We start from the raw sequence: 18,922 nt of genomic DNA, 5'->3' as shown, positions 1-18,922 counted from the left end.
CACGAGCTTGATCTCATGGCCTGGGAGCTCAACATCAGGCCACGCAAGACCCTTGGCTGGAAAAGCCCTGCCGAGGTCTTCTTTAACAACAAGGCCATGCGAGACGCTGGCCTTATTCCGACTGTTGCACTTGGGGTTTGAATCCGCCMACCAAAGAAAAGGCGACCCGCAGTCTGGGTCCCCTRCGCTTCGCTWCGGGGCAACCTGCGGTGCTCGACTACGGCGGGGTCTCGCGCAAACTCGCTTCGCTCARACAAGCGCGATCCCTGATCCGCCTACGTCTGCGCTCCTCGGCCCAGCCAGGACGGGGCAATCGGGAGCRGGGACAAAASACAAAGAAWCAAACCAAGACAAACAAGGACTCGCCTTGGCGAGTCCTTGTGGTTTTCAGTATTGGGACTTGGTATTCCCTCTCCACCCCTTGTGTATGCGCCGAGGAGCGGAGGTCCAGACGGATCAGGGCAAAAACTTGTTTGAGCCGCAGGCGAGTTGTTTTTGACCCCGACTGGACCGAGCACCGCAGGCTGCCCGTAGCGAAGCGAAGGGACGCAGACACCAGGGTCGCCTTTTCTTTTGCTTACTTTTCTTTTGGCGAAGCAAAAGAAAAGTGAGTAGCCGCCGGGCTACCCCCGGCCAGCCGTCCTCAGCAAAGAGCGCAAAGGCCRGAGCAAGAACCGGCCCTAATCAACCGATCGTTTAAGCCGAATCTCTTCCAGCTTGACGCTGCCAAACGCAACAGTCTTGAGCGAGGGCATCTCCCGCTTGAACCCCGCAGCCTGTTCATAAAACCGAAGCGCACGTTCATTGCGCAACAGCACCCACAGCGTGACCTGTGTGCAACCCTCTTCCTTCAGGCCTTCGCGCGCGCCGTCCCAGAGGGCCAGGCCCGCGCCCTTGCCCCAGTGTTCGGGCAGCACGTACAGGGCCCAGATTTCGCCGACGGTGGATTTGGTGCCGGCATCGCGGGAGCGGTCAAAGCCGACAAAACCGACGATCTGCTCGCCTTCGGTGGCCACCAGCAGTTGCGGTTCGCTGAACTCGATGGCTTCGCGCCAGTAGGCCTGGCGTTTTTCGACGGTGATCTTGGCGAGGTAGTCCTCGGGCATGAGGTCTTTGTAGGCGGCTTGCCAGGTGGCAACATGGATCTCGGCGATGGTTTTGGCATCGCGGGGCGTGGCGGGGCGGACGGAATAGCTGGACATGGAAAATCGGGAGGGTTGTTCTTGGAGTCGGAAAATAATCCGGCGGAGCGGAATTGTCGCCCAGATTGCCTCCCTGCCGGCAATAGATTCGCGCCAAAGCCGCCGAACGGCGGGCCGGTGCCCGGAAGCGGCACGGGTGTCGGGTACATTCGGCGCACCATAACCCTTACAAGCGCGCTCACATCATGGCCCAACGCCTCCAGTTTCCCCTGCAAATGTCCTTCAAGCTCATGGCCGTTGCGCCACAGTTCCTGGTCAAGGACGCGCATAACCAGCCGGTGGCCTATGTCAAGCAAAAACTCTTCAAGCTCAAGGAAGCCATCACGGTTTTTTCCAATGAGAAGCAGGACCAGTTGCTGTATGAGATCAAGGCCGACCGGATCATCGATTTTTCGGCGCTGTACCACTTCACCGATCCGCAGGGCGTGGCGCTGGGAGGCATCAAGCGGCGCGGCATGCGTTCCATCTGGAGGGCCGGTTTTGACGTGCTGGACAACGGCGTCACACATTTCAGCATCAACGAAAAAAGCGTGATGACACGTTTTCTGGATGGCCTCTTTAGCGAAATTCCCCTGATCGGGCTGTTGTCGGGCTACATCTTCCATCCCGCCTACCAGGTAACGCGGCCCGACGGCACGCTGGTGGCCGAGCTCACCAAGCGGCCGGCCCTGTTTGAGGGACTCTTCACCGCCGAACAGATGGCCCCTGTCAGCGAGCGCGAAGAGCAGCAGTTGCTGCTGTCCCTGATGACCGTGCTGTTGCTGGAGCGCACGCGCGGCTAAGGCGGGCACAACAGTCGCGGAGACGTATGGCCATGGACGACGACACCCCGCCCGGCAGCCCCGCCGCCGCACCCGTGTTCAGCATCCGGCTGGACGCGGAGGGCGTACAGTTCAGCGCCTCGCCATCCCTGCCCATCCTGCAGTCGGCATCAGTGGCCGGCGTGGTGATGGACAGCTCCTGCCGCAACGGCACTTGCCGCACCTGCATCCGCAAGCTGGTCAGCGGGCAGGTGGCCTACCGCATCGAATGGCCTGGCCTGAGCGCCGAGGAAAAGAAGGCGGGCTACATCCTGCCCTGCGTGGCGTACCCGCTGTCGGACCTGGTGATCGCGGCGGCCGACTGAACGGCCGGCGCCACCGGCAGGTCCCCGGGCGACGAAGCGCCCTCGCCCAGCGCGCGCTGCATCAGCACCGTGTCCACCCACTGGCCGAATTTGTAGCCGACGCAGCCCAGCGTGCCGACGCGCGTAAAGCCCTGCGCCTCATGCACCCGCAGCGAGCCGGTGTTGGCGCTGTTGCCGACCACGGCCACCATCTKCCGGAAACCGCGCTGCTCGCACTCGTGGATCAAGGCGCGCAGCAAGGCGCCGCCGACGCCGGCCTGGCGCATGCCGGGCGCGACATAAATCGAATCCTCCACCGTATGGCGATAAGCCGGCCGCGAGCGGTAAGCGCTGCCATAGGCATAACCCGCCAGCACCCCGCCCTGGCGCGCCACCAGGTAGGGGTAGCCGCCGCGCAGGATGTCGGCGCGGCGCAAAAGCATCTGGGCCGCGCTGGGCGGCTCCAGCTCAAAAGTGGCCAGGTTGGTCGCCACGTAGTGCGCATAGATGGCCTGTATTGCCTCGATGTCCCCCTCGGCGCAAGGGTGGATGGAAAGTGCACCGGCCGCATCGGGCGCGGACGGTGATGGTGACGCGGGGGAAGCTTGTGAAAAATGCTGCATGCCGCCATGGTTGCGCAAGGTCACCCATAAGTAAATATGTTGAAACTTATGGTTTTGATTAGAATTTCTTTGCATGCTCAACCTGGACCACCTGCGCACCTATGCGCTCATCGTCGAAACCGGCAGCTTCTCGGGCGCGGCCGAAAGACTGGGCCTGTCGCAGCCGGCTGTCAGCCTACAGATCCGTCAGCTGGAGCAGCGGCTGGGCGTGCGCCTGGTCGAGCGCGTGGCGCGCCGGGCCTCCCCCACGCCGGCGGGCCTGGATCTCCTGGCGCAGATCCGCCACGTGGACGCGGCGGTGGAAGGCGTGCTGACGGCCATGGCCTCGCATTCGGCCGACGTCACTGGCCGCGTGACACTGGGAACCGGCGCCACGGCCTGCCTCTACCTGCTGCCGCACATCCTGCGTTCGCTGAGGGTGCGTTTTCCCAACCTCAGCGTGCTGGTCAGCACCGGCAATACCGCCGACTTCGTCAAGGCGGTTGAAGGCAACACCATGGACATGGCGCTGGTGACCCTGCCCGTCAAGCGCCGCGCGCTGGTCACCACGCCGATGTTGAACGACGAATTTGTGGCGGTGATTCCCAGGCGGGAGGCGGGGCTGCCCGCCCGCATAACCCCGGCTTTCCTGGCCAGGCGCGAACTTGTGCTGTTCGAGCCGGCGGCCAATACCCGCGTGATCATCGACCAGTGGTTCCAGGACGCGGGCCATGCCCCCAGGCCCGTCATGGAACTGGGCAGCGTGGAGGCCATCAAGGAAATGGTGGCCGCGGGCCTGGGCTGCAGCATATTGCCGGCCATGGCCGTGACCGGCCCCGGCCAGCATCCCGAACTCGCCGTTCACCCGCTGTACCCGCGGCTGCAAAGAACACTGGCGCTCGTCATGCGCAGCGACAAGCCGGTCAACAAGGCCATGCGCCAGGTGATTTCCGCGATCGAGCAGCGGACGGGGAACTGAGCGTTGCAAGCCCCTGCCAACATTCGACACAAAAAACCCGCCGGCCATGTAGCGCGCTGTCAAACAACTGTGCCAGCATGTCAGGATGGAAATCCTGCCGCCGACCGCCGCCGTGGAAAGTCCCCGCAGCCTTCACAGCCCCTACAGCCTCACGCCGGCGCGCGACGCGGCCGCGAGTTTCGCGGAACTCGAGGAGCTCAAGGCCATCTTGCTGGCGGGCAGCGCCCACTTTGAGGTCGACGTCGTGGCCGAGGCGCACACGGCCGGGCCCTCGTTTCCGCTCTACACCGCCAGCATAGGCTCGCGCGACCCGCAGGCGCCGGCCGTCGGCTTCTTCGGCGGCATCCACGGGCTGGAGCGCATCGGCACGCAGCTGATCCTGCATTACCTGCGCGCGCTGCTGTTTCGCCTGGAGTGGGACGAGCTGCTGCACCGCCAGCTCGAAAAAATCCGGCTGGTGTTCATGCCCATCGTCAATCCCGGCGGCATGTGGGCGCACAAGCGCGCCAACCCGCAGGGCGTGGACCTGATGCGCAACGCGCCGCAGCGGGCCGAGGGCCATGTTCCTTTCCTGGCCGGCGGGCAGAGCATCAGCCCCTCGCTGCCCTGGTACTGCGGCCGGCCCGGCATGCCCATGGAGGCCGAAAGCGCCGCGCTGCTGCGCGTGGTGCACGAGCAGCTCGCCAGCCGCCCTTTCAGCCTGGCGCTGGACTGCCACTCGGGCTACGGTTTTGACGACAGCCTGTGGTTTCCCTATGCCAAGACGCGCCGGCTGATGCCGCACCTGCCCGAGATGTTCGCGCTGCGGACCATGCTGGAACAGTCGCACCCGCACCACGCCTACAGCTTCGAGCCGCAAAGCAACCAGTACCTGCTGCACGGCGACCTCTGGGACCACGCCTACGACCACGCGCCGCCGCGCCACGTGTTCCTGCCGATGACGCTGGAGCTGGGCTCCTGGCTGTGGATACGCAAGAACCCGCGCCAGCTGTTCTCGCGGCACGGCATCTTCAATCCCATGAAGGCGCACCGCACCAAACGCGTGCTGCGCCGCCACGCGGATCTGCTGGACTTCCTCACGCGCGCCGCATTCGCCGCGCCGAACTGGCTGCCCTTGGGCGCGCGGCGCGCGCAGCTCACGCAGCTGGCCACGGCGCACTGGCGGCCCAGGCGGGTGCCCTGATGACCTGGGTGCTGCTCAGGGGCCTGACCCGCGAGGCGCGGCATTGGGGCGACTTCGCGGATCGGCTCGCGCGCGCCTTGCCGGGCTCGGCCAGCGCGGCCACCCGGGTAGTGGCGCTGGACCTGCCGGGCAACGGTGTGTATTGCCGTGAAGACTCGCCGGCCACGGTGCGCGCCATGGCGGACTTCGCGCGCGAACAATTGCGGGCCCGCAAGCTCGCGCCGCCCTATCGCCTGGTGGCGATGTCCTTGGGCGGCATGGTGGCTACCGACTGGGCGCTGCGCCATCCGGAGGAGGTGGACGGGCTGGTGCTGGTCAACACCAGCATGCGGCCGCTGGGCCGCGCCCGCGAACGCCTGCGCCCCACCACCTGGCTGCCGCTGGCGCTGGTGGCCGCGCGCTGGCGCGATGCGGCCCATGCCGAGCGCGTGATCCACCGCATCACCTGCAACCGCAGCACTTCGCGGGAGCAAGACCTAGCCGCGTGGACCCGCATCCGCCAGGACGCGCCCGTCAGTGCCGCCAATGCCTGGCGCCAGCTCAAGGCCGCCGCGGCGTTCACGGTGGCAGCCCCACCCGCCTGCCCGGTCCTGGTGCTGTCGTCGGCCGCCGACCACCTGGTGCACCCGCGCTGCTCGGCCCGGCTGGCCCAGGCCTGGCAGGCCACCCACCACGAGCATCCCTGGGCCGGGCACGACCTGCCGCATGACGATGCGGACTGGGTCTGCCGGCGCATTGCCGATTGGATCGAGGGCGGCTGAACCCGCTCTTTTTCCGCATCGCGGGCTGTCAAGGGTGCCCTTGGCGGAAAACCGGGTTTTGGCCGGGTGGCCCGACGCGGCAAACCGACTCAGGCAAAATCATCCCTTGTCTATACAAGACACGCCTTCCATGAAGAACCCCATTCCTCCCGAATCCCAGCTCGCCGGCCTGCCCGCCAGTGATGGCGGCCAGGCCGCTACACCGGTGCGCAACAAACGCATGTGGGCGCTGGCGCTGGGCACCGCGGCGCTCTGGAACCTGGACCCGGCCTTCGGCGAAATGGCCGAGATGATCGGCATGATCGCCTGCGCCGGCAACAAGACACTGGCCAAGGACGCCATCGCCCAGATGCGCAACAAGGCGGACAGCCTGCGCGCGAAGATTCCGCCCCTGCCGGCCAGCGCCCTGACCAAGGTCGTGCGGCGCGCAGAAGCCGCCTGCGGCGCGGTGCTCGACAAGGGCGTGCGCGTCAAGGAAGTCGAGGCCAGCTGGGAACACTTTGTCGCCTGCGTGCGCGCCTTGCCGGACAGACACAGGTAGACGATCAGCGCGAAGCCTGGGCGTAGGGACTCTGCCGCCGCGCCAGCGCGCCCAAAGTCTGCATCGCCGCCTCAAAACGCTCGCTCCACGGATGCCCATAGTTCAGCCGCAGGCAATGGCGGAAATTGCGGCGTGCTGAAAACACCGGCCCCGGCGCCACGCCTATGCCCTGCTCCAGCGCCGCCTGGTGCAAAGCCAGCGCATCAAAGCCTTCGGCGAATTCCACCCACACAAAATACCCACCCGCGGGACGCGACACGCGCACGTCCGACGGGAAATGGCGGGCCAGCGCGGCCAGCAGGCTGGACAGCTGCGACTCCATCGCATGCCGCAGCTTGCGCAAATGCTTGTCGTAGCCGCCGTGCTGCAGGTAGTCGGCGATCGCCAGTTGCGCGGGCAGGCTGGCCGACAGCGTGGTCATGAGCCTGAGCCGCTCGATCTGCTGGCCGAAGCGGCCGGGCGACACCCAACCCACGCGGTAGCCGGGCGCCAGCGTCTTGCTGAAAGAGCTGCAGTGCATCACCAGGCCCTTGCGGTCAAAGGCCTTGGCGGGCAGGAAGCCGCGGTGGCCGAAATAGAGCTCGGCATACACATCGTCTTCGATCAGCGGGATGTCGCGGGCCGCCAGCAGCGCGACCAGCGCTTTCTTTTTCTCGAGCGGCAGGCTGGCGCCCGTGGGGTTCTGGAAAGAGGTCATGAACCAGCAGGCCTTGACCGGGTGGCGCTGCAGCGCATCGGCCAACGCCGCCAGGTCCAGGCCGTCCTGCGGGTGCACCGGAATCTCCAGTGCTTTCATCTTGAGCCGCTCCAGCGCCTGCAGGCTGGCATAAAAGCCGGGCGACTCGACCGCGACCAGGTCGCCGGGCTGGGCCACGGCCGTCAGGCACAGGTTGAGCGCCTCCAGCGCGCCGTGCGTGACGATGAGCTCCTCGGCCGGCTGCGCCATGCCCATGGCCAGGTAACGCAGCGCGATCTGCCGGCGCAAGCCCTCATCACCGCACGGCAGGCTGGCCACGGTGTCCGGCCCCTGGATAAAACGCGAACTGCGGGCCAGCGACTTGCCCAGGCGCTGCAGCGGGAACAGTCCTGGCGCCGGGAAGGCCGAGCCCAGGGGAACGATGGCCGGGTCCTGCGCCGCACCCAGCACGGCGAACACCAGTTCGCTGACGTCCGGCCGCGGCGCCACCCGGGCCGTTTTGCCGGCCTTGCCATCGGCGGCCCCGCGCGCCGGCGCCGCCAGCTGCTGCACGGCCGAGGCCGTCACGTAATAGCCCGAGCGCGGCTGCGCGCGCACCAGGCCTTTTTCTTCCAGCCGGTAATAGGCCTTGAAGGCGGTGGAGGCGCTCAGGCCGTGCTGCGCCGTGATCGTGCGTATCGACGGCAGGCGTGTGCCGGGCGCCAGGCGCCCGCCGCGGATGTCGGCGGCCAGCAGTTCGACCAGTTGTTCGTAGCGTTTCATGGATGGGCCATCTGATATTGCAATTTTCCGCTGTTTTTCATCTGATACGCTTTTTTCGACGGCAACTGATGCTTACGCCGACGGCCCATGTGCGGCATGATGGCCGCATGGAACAGACCTGTTTTGGACGCCTTTTGCTGCGCCCCCTACGCCTGCTGACGTTGCCCGCCGTCCTGGCCTGGGCGGCGGCCGGCCCCGCGGCGGCGGCGCCACCCCCTTTTGAAGACAGCATCGCCCAGCGCGCCATGGCCTGCACCGCCTGCCACGGGCAGCAGGGCCGTGCCGCGCCCGACGGCTACTATCCGCGCCTGGCCGGAAAGCCGGCGGGTTACCTCTACAACCAGCTGCTCAACTTTCGCGACGGGCGCCGCCACTACGGCCTCATGACGCAACTGATTGAACCGCTCAGCGACGCCTACCTGATGGAGATTGCCACCTATTTCTCGCAGCTGGAGCTGCCCTACCCGGTGCCCCTGCCCGCCGCCGCCGCGCCCGAAGCGATGCGCCACGGCCGGCAGCTTGTGCTTGAAGGCGACGCCGCGCGCCAGCTTCCGGCCTGCGTGCAATGCCACGGCCAGGCCATGACCGGCGTGGCACCCGGCATTCCCGGCCTGCTGGGCCTGCCGCGCGACTACCTCAACGCGCAGCTGGGCGCCTGGAAGGCCGGCACGCGCCGCGCGCACGCGCCCGACTGCATGAAGGAAGTGGTGGCCCGCCTCACCGTCGAAGACATCAACGCCGTGGCCAGCTGGGCGGCCGCGCAACCCCTGCCCGCCAGCACCAAGCCGGCTACCAGCCTGCCACCATTGCCAGCCGGCGCGACCGCCATCACCTGCGGCAGCGCGCCCGCACCTGTTGCACCTGTGCTTCCCGCGAAGGCGCAGAAATGAAAAATAGCCCCCACGCTCCCTCACTACGTGTGGTCGCTGCCCCCCGAGGGGGCGCTTTTCATCTTGGGGCGGCCCGGCGATGAAAAAACTCTTCAAAATCGTGCTGGCCCTGCTGATCCTGGCCGTCGGCGCCGGCGCGCTGGTCTGGGCCCTCAATGTGCGCGACGAGATCGACGTGAAGGCGCCGGTGGCCAACGCCGCACCCAGCGACGACCTGATCGCGCGTGGCGCCTACCTGGCGCGGGCCGGCAACTGCCAGACCTGCCATACCGCGCCGGGCGGACAGGCCTATGCGGGCGGGCGCGGCATCGCCACGCCCTTCGGCACCGTTTTCACCTCCAACCTCACGCCCGACGACAAGACCGGCCTGGGCACCTGGTCGTCGGCCCATTTCTGGCGCGCCATGCACAACGGCCGCTCCAAGAACGGCCGGCTGCTGTACCCCGCCTTTCCCTACACCAGCTACACCCAGGTCACACGCGAGGACTCGGACGCGTTGTTCGCCTACCTGGGCAGCCTGCCCCCCGCGGTGGCGCCCAACCTGCCGCACGCGCTGCGCTTTCCCTACCAGTCGCAGGCGGCGCTGGCGGTGTGGCGCGCGCTCTTCTTCAGCCCCGGCGTGTATGAGGCCGACACGGCGCGCGGCGCCGAGTGGAACCGCGGCGCCTACCTGGTCAAAGGCCTGGGCCACTGCGCGGCCTGCCACACGGCGCGCAACGCGCTGGGCGCGAGCAACCAGGGCCTGGACCTGGCCGGCGGCCTGATCCCGATGCAGAACTGGTATGCGCCCTCGCTGGCCTCGCCCTATGAGGCGGGCGTCAGCGACTGGGACAAACAGCACATCGTGAGCCTGCTCAGAAACGGTGTCTCGCCGCGCGCCTCGGTCACCGGCCCCATGGCTGAAGTCGTGCAGCGCAGCACCCAGTATTTAAGCGACGCCGACCTGGGCGCGATGGCGCAGTTCCTGAAAGAACTGCCCGCCTCGCACACGGCGCCGCCTGAACCTGCCGCCATCAGGACCGGAGGCGAGTCGGTGGAACGCGCCGCAAAACTCTATGAGCAGCACTGCGCGCAGTGCCACGGCGCCAAAGGCGAAGGCATCGCCAACGCCTACCCGGCACTGGCAGGCAACCGCGCCGTGACCATGAGCCAGGCCGTCAACCTCGTGCAGATCGTGCTCAACGGCGGCTACGCGCCGTCCACGGCCGGCAACCCGCGGCCCTTCGGCATGCCGCCTTTTGTACTGGTGCTCAATGACGCCGACATGGCGCTGGTGCTCACGCACGTCCGCCAGTCCTGGGGCAACCGGGCGAGTGAAATCACGCCGCTGGATGTGAACCGGATACGGGCGAGTACGGGACGGTAGGCGGGCGTGCCGGCCGTCATGTGAACGCAACAGAGGCCGCTGACATACCAGCGCCCGTTCATTTTGAGGAGGCAGTCTGCGGGCTGCACACCTAGAATCATTTGTGGGAGTTTTTATTGAACCGACAAAGTTGACAAAGGCCGGACATGGACAGCAAGTCTTTTAACAACAGCCGCCGGGCGATGTCGCAGGTCTGGCAATATCCATTGCGCCTGGTTCAAATGCACACCGCATCCGTTCGCTTGCTGCTGGTCACGGCCCTGGCTTGCACCGGGGTTGCTTCGAACCCCGCAGAGAACGCCAAGTCCGTCCCACAGGACGTTCGCCAATTTGTTGCCGACTTCTACCCTTTTTCGGAAATCGTTGGAGCGGAGGCCGGAGACCTCGACGGTGACGGCGTTGACGAACATGTGCTTCTCTTGAATGCCGATGAAAGCATGCAACGGCTGCTCATCGTCGGCACAAAACCCAATGGCGGTATTGAGCCTGTTTCCGTGTCCAAGCCTATCTCTCACTGCCACCATGGCCGCGAGATCTGGATACAAAAGAAATCGCTGTACRTGCATTGCTTCCACAGCGTGGACCGGTCAATGTCTTCGAACTGGACATACCAGTTTGCCGTGCGCGATGGCCGAATAAGGTTGATCGGTTCGGAGTCGTGGCGGGCGGCAACGTCGGACGACCCAGCCAACCCCGAATACTCGACCAGCACGAACTACCTGACGGGCAATGTCATCGAGAGCAAGACAGTCAAAAGGCGGGTTGTGCTTCAGAAGAAGTCGCTGCTACCCGCGACCGAGCGGAAACCCCAATTTTTTGACGAGATGCACATTCAGTGAGTGATGGAGAGAGAGCGGGCGAGCCCGCTAACACCGACCCTCCGTGCAAAAAGAGGTCGCCATTCAACTTAACGATGGAAGAGCACCCATTCTTGTTGCCGATTCGAGTCGAGCTGCCCCAATGTGTCGGCGCACCCACGAAGACCTTTCGCCAGCCGCCCTAGAGGTATCCAAGCCCTTTTCTCAAGAAGGCTCTTCCGGACGGATCGGGTCGAGTCGCTCATGTCAACCAACGCCGCGCGGCGTCACCATCCTGTCCCGCCGCGACAGCGACGGAAACATCCTGAACCAGGCCGCCGCCACCAGCAGCGTGCCCACGCCACCGGCCACCACCGAGCCCACCGGCCCGAGCAGCGCGGCGGTGGCACCGGATTCAAACTCACCAAGCTGGTTGGAAGCGCCTATGAACACCGAGTTGACGGCGCTGACGCGGCCGCGCATCTCATTGGGCGTTTCAATTTGCACCAGGGTCTGGCGCACCACCACGCTGACCATGTCGGCCCCGCCTGAAACGGCGAGCACCAGCAGTGACAGCACAAAGCTGGTCGACAGGCCGAACACCACCATGCAGGCGCCGTAGAGCGCCACCGCCGACAGCATGGTCGGCCCGACGCGGCGCTCCAGCGGCCAGCGTGTGAGCAGCGCCGACATCAGCAAGGCACCCGCGGCCGGCGCGCCGCGCAGCAGGCCCAGGCCCCAGGGCCCGACGTGCAGGATGTCTTTGGCGAACATGGGCAGCAGCGCCGTGGCGCCGCCCAGCAGCACGGCGAAAAGATCCAGCGACACGGCGCCCAGCAAGGCCTTGCGCTGCCACACGAACTCCACGCCGGCCAGCAGCGTGCGCAAGGTCACCGGTTCGCGCGGCGGCGGCGCATGGTCGTAGCGCAGCACCGCGATCAGCACGCAGCCGGTGGCAAAAAGGAAAGCGCAGGTGGCGTAAACCGCCGTGGCGCCGGCCACAAAAATCACGCCGCCCAGGGCCGGCCCGCCGATGACCGCCGCCTGCATGCCGGCCGAGCTGAAGGCCATGGCGCGTGGCAGCATGGTAGGCGGAACCAGCACCGGGGTCAGCGCCTGCTGCGCCGGCATCTGGAAGGCGCGGGCCACACCCAGCAACACCGACACCGCGAGCAGCAGCTCGCGCGAGGCCCAGCTGTGGTGGGCGCCCCAGCCCTGCGTGGCGGACACCAGGATCATCGCCACCGTGGCCTGCGTGACCAGGCAACCGGCGATGATGCGGCCGCGGTGCACGCGGTCGGCCACATGCCCCGCCACCAGGGTGAGCAGCAGCGCCGGCATGAACTGGTACAGCCCCACCAGGCCCAGGTCCCAGGCGTTGCCGGTCAGCTCGTACATCTGCCAGCCCACCGCCACCATCAGCATCTGGTTGCCCGTGGTGCCGAACAACCGTGCGAACCACATGCGCATGAAACTGCGCTGGGCAAAGAGATCGGAGACGCTGTGAAGAGGCATGAACCTGGCGATTGTCTCCAATCCGGCTTGACTAGTTAYTAGTCGTTCGTATAATAACAACATGGTGCGCCCTTCCCAATACATCGACCAACTCCTGCTGGATGCCGGCCTGGAGCTTTTGCCGGAGACAGGCTGTGCCGGCCTTTCGGTACGGCGCCTGACCCAGCACGCTGGGGTCAACCTCGGCATGTTTCACTACCACTTCAAGACCAAGGAAAACTTCATCAAGGCGGTGCTGCAGCGCACCTATGAAGAGATGTTTTCGGTGCTGACGCTGCGCGTCAACCCGGCGCACGCGCCCATGCAAAACCTGCGCGACGCACTCGCCGTGCTCGGAAGTTTCGGCCTCAAGAACCGGCGCCTGCTGGTGCGCATCCTGGGCGATGCGATGGGCGGAGAACCCCTGTCGGCAGAATTCCTCAAAGCCAACCTGCCGCGCCATATCGAGGTGGTCGCCTCGCTAATCCAGGATGCACAGCGGGAAGGCACCCTGGCGCCGGCGCCCGTGCCGCAGGTCATCGCTTTCATGGCCGGTGCCGTGGTTGCACCCATTCTCGTGGGCACGGCCCTGCAGCAAAACCCGGGCTCCGAAGGCCCCGCGGCCCTGGTGCTGTCCGAACAGGCGCTGGCCCAGCGAATTGAATTCGCCTTGCGTGGGTTGGCTGCAAATAAGTCCAAGGAGGCTTCATGAAAAAACTGTTGCGTTGCGGCGCCCTGCTTGCGACCGCCCTGCTGGCCGCGTGCGGTGAAAAGGCGCAGGCGCCCTTCCCCGGTTATGTCGAAGCCGAATACGTACGGCTGGCGGCGCCCATCAGCGGCACGCTGGCCAAACTGCACATGAACCGCGGCGACCAGGCCGCGGCATCGGCGGCGGCCTTTGTGCTGGAGCAGGAAAGCGAACGCGCCGCGCGCCAGGAGGCGACTTACCGCGTGGCGCGGGCACAGGACGACCTGGCCAATCTGCGCCAGGGCAAGCGGCCCGACGAACTGGCGGCCATCCGCGCGCAGTTGGCGCAGGGCCAGGCAGCGCTCGAGCTGTCGTCTGCAGAACTGGCACGCAGCAACCGACTGGTGGCGCAGCAATTCCTCTCGCCGGCCAGCCTGGACCAGGCCCGCGCCGCCGTGGCGCGCGACCAGGGCCGCGTCAACGAGCTCAATGCCCAGTTGCGCCAGGCCATGCAAGGCGCGCGCAGTCCGGAGATCAGCGCTGCCGAGCAGGAAGTCAAGGCCGCGCAGGCGCAGCTCGACCAGGCGGGCTGGCGGGTCGACCAGAAAACCCAGCGCACCCCGGTGGCGGGTGAAGTAACAGACGTGCTTTACCGCGAGGGCGAATGGGTGCCTGCGGGCGCGGCGGTGCTCACGCTGCTGCCGCCGGCCAACATCAAGGCGCGCTTTTTCCTGCCGCAAAAACAATTGGGCGCCCTCGCCATCGGCCAGGACGTGCGCTTGCAGTGCGACGGCTGCGGCGCGCCGATTCCCGCAAAAGTCAGTTTTATCGCGCGCGAGGCCGAATACACCTCGCCCATCATTTACAGCAAGGAAAACCGCGCCAACCTGGTCTTCATGGTCGAGGCGCGCCCCAGCCTGCAAGATGCACGCCGCCTGCACCCGGGCCAGCCGCTTGAAGTGCACCTGGGCGCCAGCCCCTCCGGGCGGGCCTCATGAACGAGGCCACCGGGCAGCCCGCGCTGATTGACGTGAAGGGCTTGACCAAACGCTACGGCGACCGCGTCGTGGTGGACCACTTCGACATGCGCGTGCCCAAGGGCCGCATCTACGGCTTTCTCGGCCCCAATGGCAGCGGCAAGACAACCACCATCCGGATGCTGTGCGGCCTGCTCACACCGGACGAGGGCGAAGGCACTTGCATGGGCTACGACATCCGGACCCAGGCCTCGCTGATCAAGCGGGAAGTGGGCTACATGACGCAGCGCTTTGGACTCTACGAAGACCTGACGATCGAGGAAAACCTCGATTTCATCGCGCGCGTCTATGCCGTGCAGGACAGGCCCCGCAAGGTGACTGAAACGCTGGAACGCCTCGGCCTGCTGACACGGCGCAAGCAGCTGGCCGGCTCGCTTTCGGGTGGCTGGAAGCAGCGGCTGGCACTGGCGGCCTGCCTGATCCACAGCCCTCGGCTGCTCTTGCTGGATGAACCCACGGCCGGCGTGGACCCGGCCGCCCGTCGCGACTTCTGGGACCAGATTCATGACCTGGCTGCCGCGGGCCTCACGGTGCTGGTCTCCACCCACTACATGGACGAAGCAGAACGCTGCCACGAACTGGCTTACATCGCTTATGGCAAGCTGCTCACACGCGGTACGGTGGCCGAAGTGATCGCCGGTGCGGGGCTGGTGACCTGGGCTGTCTCCGGCCCGAAGCTGATCGAGGTGGCGCATCACCTGCGCGACGCTGAAGGCATACGGACCGTGGCGCCCTTCGGCGCTACGCTGCACGTGAGCGCCTCCGGCACGCAGGCGGTGCAGGACGCGCTGGCCGCGCTGCCTTTTGAAGGGCTTACGGCGGAGCCGATTGAACCCAGCCTGGAGGACGTCTTCATCGCGCTGATGCAGGATGCGCAAGACAATTTTGCCGGGGCCGCCGCATGAGCTGGTCGCGCTTTCTTGCCATCCTGATCAAGGAGATGCGCCAGGTGCGCCGCGACCGTTTGACCTTCGGCATGATGGTGGGCGTTCCCATCCTGCAACTGCTGCTGTTCGGCTTCGCCATCAACAGCGACCCCAAACATTTGCCCGCCGCCATTGTGGTGGCCGACGAGAGCGAGTTTTCGCGCAGCTTCGTGGCGGGCCTGGAGAACTCGGAATACTTTCGCATCACCCGTCGCCTGCAAAGCGAAGCCGAAGGCGACGAACTACTGGCCACCGGCGAAGTGCAATTCGTGCTGGTTGTGCCGCCGGACTTTTCACGCAAGCTCATGCGTGGTGAACGCCCGGCCATGTTGCTGGCCGCCGATGCAAGCGACCCCGCCGCCACCGGCAACGCCATCGCGGCACTGAACGGTATCGGACAGCGTGCGGTAGGCCGCGAACTGTATGGCCCGCTGGTTTCGCTAAAGCAGGGCGAGGCGCCTTTTGAAGTGCGCGTGCAGCGCCGCTACAACCCCGAAGGCCTGACCAGCTACAACGTGATCCCGGGCCTGATCGGTGTGATCCTCACCATGACCATGGTGATGATGACCTCGCTGGCGATGACGCGCGAGCGCGAACGCGGCACGATGGAAAACCTGCTGGCCACGCCGGCGCGGCCGCTGGAGGTCATGCTCGGAAAAATCGTGCCCTACATATTGATCGGCTACGTGCAGGTGGTCGTGATCCTGGCGGCCGCGCGGCTGCTGTTCGACGTGCCCATGGTCGGAAGCCTGGCGCTGCTCTCCGTCGTACTGGTGGTGTTTATTGCCGCCAACCTGGCTGTGGGTTTTACCTTTTCCACCATTGCGCGCAACCAGCTGCAGGCCATGCAGCTGACTTTTTTCTTTTTCCTGCCGTCCATGCTGCTGACTGGCTTCATGTTTCCGTTTCGCGGCATGCCGGCCTGGGCGCAGGCCATCGGCGAAGTACTTCCGCTCACCCATTTCCTGCGTATCGTGCGCGGCATCCTGCTCAAAGGCAACGGCATGGTGGAGGTGGCGGCACACTTGTGGCCAATCGCCCTTTTTATGCTGGTGGCCGGGCTGGTGGCGCTCAAGCGCTATCGCCAGACAGTCGATTGACACTTGCCTTGACATCGGGCGCTTGCCGCCCCCCTGGACGGCCTTTTTCGTAAAGCTGCATTCCCAGCCGGGCAATCCGGTTCCGGGCTTCAAGCTCAATTCCACCTTCTGAAAACCCGGCAGTTAACATGGCGGCATAACTACAGCTAACCCCAGGAGGTTTTATGCACCGCATCGTCATCGTTGGAGGAGGCGCCGGAGGGCTGGCACTGGCTACGCAACTGGGCAAGCGCCTGGGGAAAAAAGGCCTGGCCGAAGTCACCCTGGTGGACGCCGCCCGCACCCATGTCTGGAAACCGCTGCTGCACCAACTGGCCGCCGGCAGCTATGACACGCATGCCGAAGAAATCGAATACCTGGCGCAGGCGCGCTGGAACCACTTCAAGTTCCGCCTGGGCAGCCTGACCGGCGTGGATCGCCAGAGCAAGACTGTGCAACTGGCCGCCAGCCACGACGAGGCGGGCCGCGAGATCACGCCGGCCCAGCAGCTGGGCTACGACACCCTGGTGATTGCCGTGGGCAGCCAGACCAACGATTTCGGCACGCCCGGCGCGGCCGAGCACACCATCAAGCTGGACAGCCCGCAGGCGGCCAAGCGCTTTAACGACAGGCTGATCAACGCCTGCATACGCGCGCAGACGGTGCCGCGCATGGCCGGCAGCGGGCGCCTGACGGTGGCCATCGTGGGCGGCGGCGCCACCGGCGTGGAACTGGCCGCGGAGCTGCACGCCGCGGCGCGCGTGCTGGCCAACTACGGCTTCGACCACATCCACCCCGAAAAAGACCTGCAGATCGTATTGGTGGAAGCCGCGCCACGCCTGCTGGCCCAGCTGCCCGAGCGCCTCAGCGAATCGGCCATGCGCGAGCTGCGCAAGCTGGCCATCGAGGTGCACACCAATGAAAAAGTGGTCGAAGTCACCGCCGACGGCCTGAAGATGGCCAGCGGCAAGGTGGTCTCCTCCAGCATCACGGTGTGGGCCGCCGGCGTGAAGGCGGCGGACTTCCTGCGCACCCTGGGCGGCTCGCCCGAAGGCGGCGAGGCGCTGGAGACCAGCAAGCTCAACCAATTGGTGGTCAACGGAAACCTGCAGACCACACGCGACGCGAGTATCTACGCCTTTGGCGACTGCGCCGCCTGCCAGCAGCCCGACGGCACCTGGGTGCCGCCGCGCGCGCAGGCCGCTTACCAGCAGGCCATGTACCTGGCGCGCTCGTTGTCCGACCTGATCGCCGGCAAGCCGGTCGCGCCTTTTGTGTTCAAGGACCAGGGCTCGCTGGTCTCGCTGTCCGAATATTCCTCGGTCGGCAGCCTGATGGGCAGCCTCACCAAGGGCAGCTTTTTCATCGAAGGCCAGCTGGCGAAAATGATGTACTGGGGCCTGCACAAGCAGCACCAGCTGGCGCTGGGCGGTTTCAAGAAGACCGCGCTGATCACGCTGTCCGAAATGCTGGACCGGACCTATCGCCCGCGCATCAAGTTGCACTGATAATCAGGCATCCCCTTTATCAATCCACCGGAGAAAGCCATGGCAAAAGGACAGCAGAACAACAACAAGATGGTCAAGAAACCCAAGAAGGACACCTCACCGCCCAAGACGGTGTCGCCCGATGCGGTGCGCCCGACCATCGTGACCCAGGTGCCGCTGCGCGGCAAGCTGAAGAACAAATAAGCCTTGATGGCCGGCACTGGCGACTCGCCTGCAAACCTGCCCGCGGACATCCCGGCCGCTGCTCCGGCACAGCCGGGCAATCCCTTGCACGGCGTCAAGCTGGAGGCGATCGTGACCGCGCTGTCAGACCACTACGGCTGGGAAGAGCTGGGACAGCGCATCAATATCCGCTGTTTCACCAGCGAACCCAGCGTGGCGTCCAGCCTGAAATTTTTACGCAAGACGCCCTGGGCGCGCGAGAAGGTCGAAAGCCTTTACCTCTTCATGCTGCGGGAGGTCAAACGCAGCAGTCCGCCGGTTCACAATTTTCCGCCGCCCAAGCCCAAGGCCTGACCCGGCTCTCAAGAGCTGCTCAGAAAACCCAGCGAAGCGGTCCTGGCTAGGCGCGTCGCCGCAGACAGCACACCAGTGCGGCAAGGCGGCGCAACAACGCCAGGAGGGTTTTATGAGCAGTTCAAAGCGGGTTGGCGAAGAGCAGCATCATGGCGATACCTACCCCGATCAGGAAGTTGGCGTCAATCAGCCCGGCCAGCAAGAACATCTTGACCTGCAGCGGCTCCATCAGTTCGGGCTGGCGCACGGCGCCCTCCAGAAAGCGCCCGCCCATCGCGCCTATGCCCAGGCAGGCGCCTATGGCGCCCAGGCCTATGATCAATCCACATGCAATGGCAATGGCACCTGCGTCAGTCATGATTTTTCTCCTTGGTTAAAAACTTTGTCGATGACTGAATCATGAAGGCCGGCCCGTTGCAGAACAATGACCTGGCAGGTAATGGCGCCGCGGCCACCGGTTTCGGGCTGAGGCATGCCGACGACAGCCTGCTGGTGCTGGACAAGCCCGCAGGCCTGCTCGCCGTGCCCGGGCGCGGCGAAGACAAGCAGGACTGCCTGAGCGCGCGCGTGCAGGCGATTTACCCCGACGCGCTGGTCGTGCACCGGCTGGACCAGGCCACCTCGGGCCTGATGCTGATGGCGCGCGGGGCGGCCATGCAGCGCGCGCTGAGCCTGGCTTTTGAAAGCCGCGAAGTCGGCAAGCGCTATGTGGCCGTGGTGGAGGGCCGCCTGCCCGCGCCAGCCGATCCGCTGGCCTGGAGCGTGATTGACTTGCCCATCATCGTGGAC

The 18,922-nt window shown here is 65.7% G+C and carries 22 protein-coding genes; 17 read left to right on the top strand and 5 right to left on the bottom strand.

Translation table 11 applies throughout. The annotated features are described in order from the left end of the window. Window positions 1–680 precede the first annotated feature (680 nt). Complete coding sequence (locus AC1D0P_RS07000; protein ID WP_477655286.1) at window positions 681–1,202, bottom strand: N-acetyltransferase family protein; 522 nt, start codon at window positions 1,200–1,202, stop codon at window positions 681–683. A gap of 185 nt (window positions 1,203–1,387) precedes the next feature. Between AC1D0P_RS07000 and AC1D0P_RS06995 the strand changes: the two genes are divergently transcribed. Together AC1D0P_RS06995 and AC1D0P_RS06990 are read left to right on the top strand one after the other, a co-directional pair. Beyond that, a complete protein-coding gene (locus AC1D0P_RS06995; RefSeq protein WP_477676057.1) occupies window positions 1,388–1,984 on the top strand; it encodes an LURP-one-related family protein in 597 nt (198 codons plus the stop codon). Window positions 1,985–2,016: 32 nt separating this feature from the next. Next, window positions 2,017–2,328, top strand: a complete 312-nt coding sequence (locus tag AC1D0P_RS06990) for a 2Fe-2S iron-sulfur cluster-binding protein (protein ID WP_477676056.1) — start codon at window positions 2,017–2,019, stop codon at window positions 2,326–2,328. Here AC1D0P_RS06990 and AC1D0P_RS06985 read toward each other — a convergent pair. Then, window positions 2,268–2,954: an N-acetyltransferase family protein gene (locus AC1D0P_RS06985; protein WP_477676055.1), complete on the bottom strand. Its 687-nt coding sequence runs from the start codon at window positions 2,952–2,954 to the stop codon at window positions 2,268–2,270. The two genes, AC1D0P_RS06990 and AC1D0P_RS06985, sit on opposite strands and share 61 nt — an antisense overlap. Before the next feature lie 49 nt (window positions 2,955–3,003). On the opposite strand from AC1D0P_RS06985, the gene AC1D0P_RS06980 reads away from it, so the two are divergent. From AC1D0P_RS06980 to AC1D0P_RS06965, 4 genes are all read left to right on the top strand, one after another. Further along, on the top strand, window positions 3,004–3,888 hold the full coding sequence (locus tag AC1D0P_RS06980) for a LysR family transcriptional regulator (protein ID WP_477676054.1): 885 nt from the start codon (window positions 3,004–3,006) through the stop codon (window positions 3,886–3,888). Between the two features lie 85 nt (window positions 3,889–3,973). After that, window positions 3,974–5,071, top strand: coding sequence for a M14 family zinc carboxypeptidase (locus AC1D0P_RS06975; protein ID WP_477676053.1), 1,098 nt, complete (start codon window positions 3,974–3,976; stop codon window positions 5,069–5,071). After that, window positions 5,071–5,832, top strand: a complete 762-nt coding sequence (locus tag AC1D0P_RS06970) for an alpha/beta fold hydrolase (protein WP_477676052.1) — start codon at window positions 5,071–5,073, stop codon at window positions 5,830–5,832. Before AC1D0P_RS06975 ends, AC1D0P_RS06970 begins: the two co-directional genes overlap by 1 nt. 130 nt (window positions 5,833–5,962) lie before the next feature. Next, window positions 5,963–6,373, top strand: coding sequence for a hypothetical protein (locus AC1D0P_RS06965; RefSeq protein ID WP_477676051.1), 411 nt, complete (start codon window positions 5,963–5,965; stop codon window positions 6,371–6,373). A 4-nt stretch (window positions 6,374–6,377) separates the two neighbouring features. Here AC1D0P_RS06965 and AC1D0P_RS06960 read toward each other — a convergent pair whose 3' ends face one another. Further along, window positions 6,378–7,832 (bottom strand): aminotransferase-like domain-containing protein, encoded by a 1,455-nt coding sequence (locus tag AC1D0P_RS06960; protein ID WP_477676050.1) that lies wholly within the window; start codon window positions 7,830–7,832, stop codon window positions 6,378–6,380. Window positions 7,833–7,939: 107 nt separating this feature from the next. Between AC1D0P_RS06960 and AC1D0P_RS06955 the strand changes: the two genes are divergently transcribed. The 3 genes from AC1D0P_RS06955 to AC1D0P_RS06945 all read left to right on the top strand — a co-directional run bounded on the left by AC1D0P_RS06955 (window position 7,940) and on the right by AC1D0P_RS06945 (window position 10,927). Beyond that, window positions 7,940–8,722: a c-type cytochrome gene (locus AC1D0P_RS06955; RefSeq protein WP_477676059.1), complete on the top strand. Its 783-nt coding sequence runs from the start codon at window positions 7,940–7,942 to the stop codon at window positions 8,720–8,722. A gap of 79 nt (window positions 8,723–8,801) precedes the next feature. Then, window positions 8,802–10,088 (top strand): c-type cytochrome, encoded by a 1,287-nt coding sequence (locus tag AC1D0P_RS06950; protein WP_477676049.1) that lies wholly within the window; start codon window positions 8,802–8,804, stop codon window positions 10,086–10,088. A gap of 146 nt (window positions 10,089–10,234) precedes the next feature. Continuing rightward, window positions 10,235–10,927 (top strand): hypothetical protein, encoded by a 693-nt coding sequence (locus AC1D0P_RS06945; protein WP_477676048.1) that lies wholly within the window; start codon window positions 10,235–10,237, stop codon window positions 10,925–10,927. Between the two features lie 225 nt (window positions 10,928–11,152). Here AC1D0P_RS06945 and AC1D0P_RS06940 read toward each other — a convergent pair whose 3' ends face one another. Continuing rightward, window positions 11,153–12,400 (bottom strand): MFS transporter, encoded by a 1,248-nt coding sequence (locus AC1D0P_RS06940; protein WP_477676047.1) that lies wholly within the window; start codon window positions 12,398–12,400, stop codon window positions 11,153–11,155. A 61-nt stretch (window positions 12,401–12,461) separates the two neighbouring features. Here AC1D0P_RS06940 and AC1D0P_RS06935 point away from each other — a divergent pair, with 61 nt between their 5' ends. The 7 genes from AC1D0P_RS06935 (at window position 12,462) to AC1D0P_RS06905 (ending at window position 18,133) form a co-directional block, all read left to right on the top strand. Further along, window positions 12,462–13,091 carry a TetR/AcrR family transcriptional regulator gene (locus AC1D0P_RS06935; protein ID WP_477676046.1) on the top strand — a complete coding sequence of 210 codons (630 nt, stop codon included), beginning with the start codon at window positions 12,462–12,464 and terminating at the stop codon, window positions 13,089–13,091. Further along, window positions 13,088–14,065 (top strand): HlyD family secretion protein, encoded by a 978-nt coding sequence (locus AC1D0P_RS06930; protein WP_477676045.1) that lies wholly within the window; start codon window positions 13,088–13,090, stop codon window positions 14,063–14,065. The genes AC1D0P_RS06935 and AC1D0P_RS06930 overlap by 4 nt, the downstream gene beginning before the upstream one ends. After that, window positions 14,062–15,009, top strand: coding sequence for an ABC transporter ATP-binding protein (locus AC1D0P_RS06925; RefSeq protein ID WP_477676044.1), 948 nt, complete (start codon window positions 14,062–14,064; stop codon window positions 15,007–15,009). Before AC1D0P_RS06930 ends, AC1D0P_RS06925 begins: the two co-directional genes overlap by 4 nt. Then, entirely contained in the window at window positions 15,006–16,130 is a 1,125-nt protein-coding gene (locus tag AC1D0P_RS06920) for an ABC transporter permease (protein ID WP_477676043.1), read from the top strand. Before AC1D0P_RS06925 ends, AC1D0P_RS06920 begins: the two co-directional genes overlap by 4 nt. A gap of 164 nt (window positions 16,131–16,294) precedes the next feature. After that, complete coding sequence (locus tag AC1D0P_RS06915) at window positions 16,295–17,617, top strand: NAD(P)/FAD-dependent oxidoreductase (RefSeq protein ID WP_477676042.1); 1,323 nt, start codon at window positions 16,295–16,297, stop codon at window positions 17,615–17,617. A gap of 39 nt (window positions 17,618–17,656) precedes the next feature. Further along, window positions 17,657–17,800, top strand: coding sequence for a hypothetical protein (locus tag AC1D0P_RS06910; protein ID WP_164483755.1), 144 nt, complete (start codon window positions 17,657–17,659; stop codon window positions 17,798–17,800). Window positions 17,801–17,806: 6 nt separating this feature from the next. Then, window positions 17,807–18,133, top strand: coding sequence for a VF530 family protein (locus AC1D0P_RS06905; RefSeq protein ID WP_477676058.1), 327 nt, complete (start codon window positions 17,807–17,809; stop codon window positions 18,131–18,133). A gap of 121 nt (window positions 18,134–18,254) precedes the next feature. Here the strand turns inward: AC1D0P_RS06905 and atpE are convergent, their stop codons facing one another. Continuing rightward, the gene (gene atpE / locus AC1D0P_RS06900) at window positions 18,255–18,491 is read right to left on the bottom strand and encodes a F0F1 ATP synthase subunit C (RefSeq protein WP_436153757.1); all 237 of its coding nucleotides are present in this window, start codon (window positions 18,489–18,491) and stop codon (window positions 18,255–18,257) included. 41 nt (window positions 18,492–18,532) lie between these two features. Here atpE and AC1D0P_RS06895 point away from each other — a divergent pair. Then, window positions 18,533–18,922, top strand: a 390-nt coding sequence (locus AC1D0P_RS06895) for a pseudouridine synthase (protein ID WP_477676041.1), incomplete at its 3' end; no start/stop codon positions are given.

This window comes from Polaromonas sp. P1_G2 (assembly GCF_056405515.1).
This window is presented reverse-complemented; position numbering and strand designations above follow the sequence as displayed.

Excerpts from the sequence above, each read along its gene's own strand:
- atpE (WP_436153757.1), bottom strand. The coding sequence starts at position 18,491 with ATGACTGACGCAGGTGCCATTGCCATTGCATGTGGATTGATCATAGGC.
- AC1D0P_RS06910 (WP_164483755.1), top strand. The coding sequence starts at position 17,657 with ATGGCAAAAGGACAGCAGAACAACAACAAGATGGTCAAGAAACCCAAG.
- AC1D0P_RS06915 (WP_477676042.1), top strand. The coding sequence starts at position 16,295 with ATGCACCGCATCGTCATCGTTGGAGGAGGCGCCGGAGGGCTGGCACTG.
- AC1D0P_RS06975 (WP_477676053.1), top strand. The coding sequence starts at position 3,974 with ATGGAAATCCTGCCGCCGACCGCCGCCGTGGAAAGTCCCCGCAGCCTT.
- AC1D0P_RS06955 (WP_477676059.1), top strand. The coding sequence starts at position 7,940 with ATGGAACAGACCTGTTTTGGACGCCTTTTGCTGCGCCCCCTACGCCTG.
- AC1D0P_RS06950 (WP_477676049.1), top strand. The coding sequence starts at position 8,802 with ATGAAAAAACTCTTCAAAATCGTGCTGGCCCTGCTGATCCTGGCCGTC.
- AC1D0P_RS06960 (WP_477676050.1), bottom strand. The coding sequence starts at position 7,832 with ATGAAACGCTACGAACAACTGGTCGAACTGCTGGCCGCCGACATCCGC.
- AC1D0P_RS06920 (WP_477676043.1), top strand. The coding sequence starts at position 15,006 with ATGAGCTGGTCGCGCTTTCTTGCCATCCTGATCAAGGAGATGCGCCAG.
- AC1D0P_RS06970 (WP_477676052.1), top strand. The coding sequence starts at position 5,071 with ATGACCTGGGTGCTGCTCAGGGGCCTGACCCGCGAGGCGCGGCATTGG.
- AC1D0P_RS07000 (WP_477655286.1), bottom strand. The coding sequence starts at position 1,202 with ATGTCCAGCTATTCCGTCCGCCCCGCCACGCCCCGCGATGCCAAAACC.
- AC1D0P_RS06995 (WP_477676057.1), top strand. The coding sequence starts at position 1,388 with ATGGCCCAACGCCTCCAGTTTCCCCTGCAAATGTCCTTCAAGCTCATG.
- AC1D0P_RS06935 (WP_477676046.1), top strand. The coding sequence starts at position 12,462 with ATGGTGCGCCCTTCCCAATACATCGACCAACTCCTGCTGGATGCCGGC.
- AC1D0P_RS06965 (WP_477676051.1), top strand. The coding sequence starts at position 5,963 with ATGAAGAACCCCATTCCTCCCGAATCCCAGCTCGCCGGCCTGCCCGCC.
- AC1D0P_RS06980 (WP_477676054.1), top strand. The coding sequence starts at position 3,004 with ATGCTCAACCTGGACCACCTGCGCACCTATGCGCTCATCGTCGAAACC.
- AC1D0P_RS06925 (WP_477676044.1), top strand. The coding sequence starts at position 14,062 with ATGAACGAGGCCACCGGGCAGCCCGCGCTGATTGACGTGAAGGGCTTG.
- AC1D0P_RS06990 (WP_477676056.1), top strand. The coding sequence starts at position 2,017 with ATGGACGACGACACCCCGCCCGGCAGCCCCGCCGCCGCACCCGTGTTC.
- AC1D0P_RS06940 (WP_477676047.1), bottom strand. The coding sequence starts at position 12,400 with ATGCCTCTTCACAGCGTCTCCGATCTCTTTGCCCAGCGCAGTTTCATG.
- AC1D0P_RS06930 (WP_477676045.1), top strand. The coding sequence starts at position 13,088 with ATGAAAAAACTGTTGCGTTGCGGCGCCCTGCTTGCGACCGCCCTGCTG.
- AC1D0P_RS06905 (WP_477676058.1), top strand. The coding sequence starts at position 17,807 with ATGGCCGGCACTGGCGACTCGCCTGCAAACCTGCCCGCGGACATCCCG.